1 protein-coding gene is annotated in these 276 nt (G+C 68.5%); it reads left to right on the forward strand.

What is annotated here, in order from left to right; all coding sequences use genetic code 11:
• Nucleotides 1-215, forward strand: a 215-nt coding sequence (locus ACLJNW_RS24810; RefSeq protein WP_410961302.1) for an amidase family protein, incomplete at its 5' end; no start/stop codon positions are given.
• Between the last annotated feature and the right edge of the window lie 61 nt (nucleotides 216-276).

Below are 276 nucleotides of genomic sequence, written 5' to 3' on the forward strand. Positions count from 1 at the left end.
CCTACCACCGCTGGATGGAAGTGGTGGTTCCCGGCAGCCTGTCCGGCTGCCCGGTGGCCAACGTGCAGGCGGGCTTCAATGCCGAGGGACTGCCGATGGGCCTGCAAATCATCGGTCCGCACCAGGCCGACTTCGCGGTACTGCAACTGGCCCACGCCTACGAGCGGGCCAGCCGCTGGTTCGAGCGCCAGCCGTCGCCGCTGCTGGCGAACTGAAGTGGCCTCAGGCGCGGCGACGGGCCTGGCTGTCGATCAGGTACTGCAAGCGGAACAGGTG

The sequence above is a fragment of the Salmonella sp. SAL4457 genome, assembly GCF_046548235.1.
Taxonomy (GTDB): Bacteria; Pseudomonadota; Gammaproteobacteria; order Enterobacterales; family Enterobacteriaceae; genus Salmonella; species Salmonella enterica.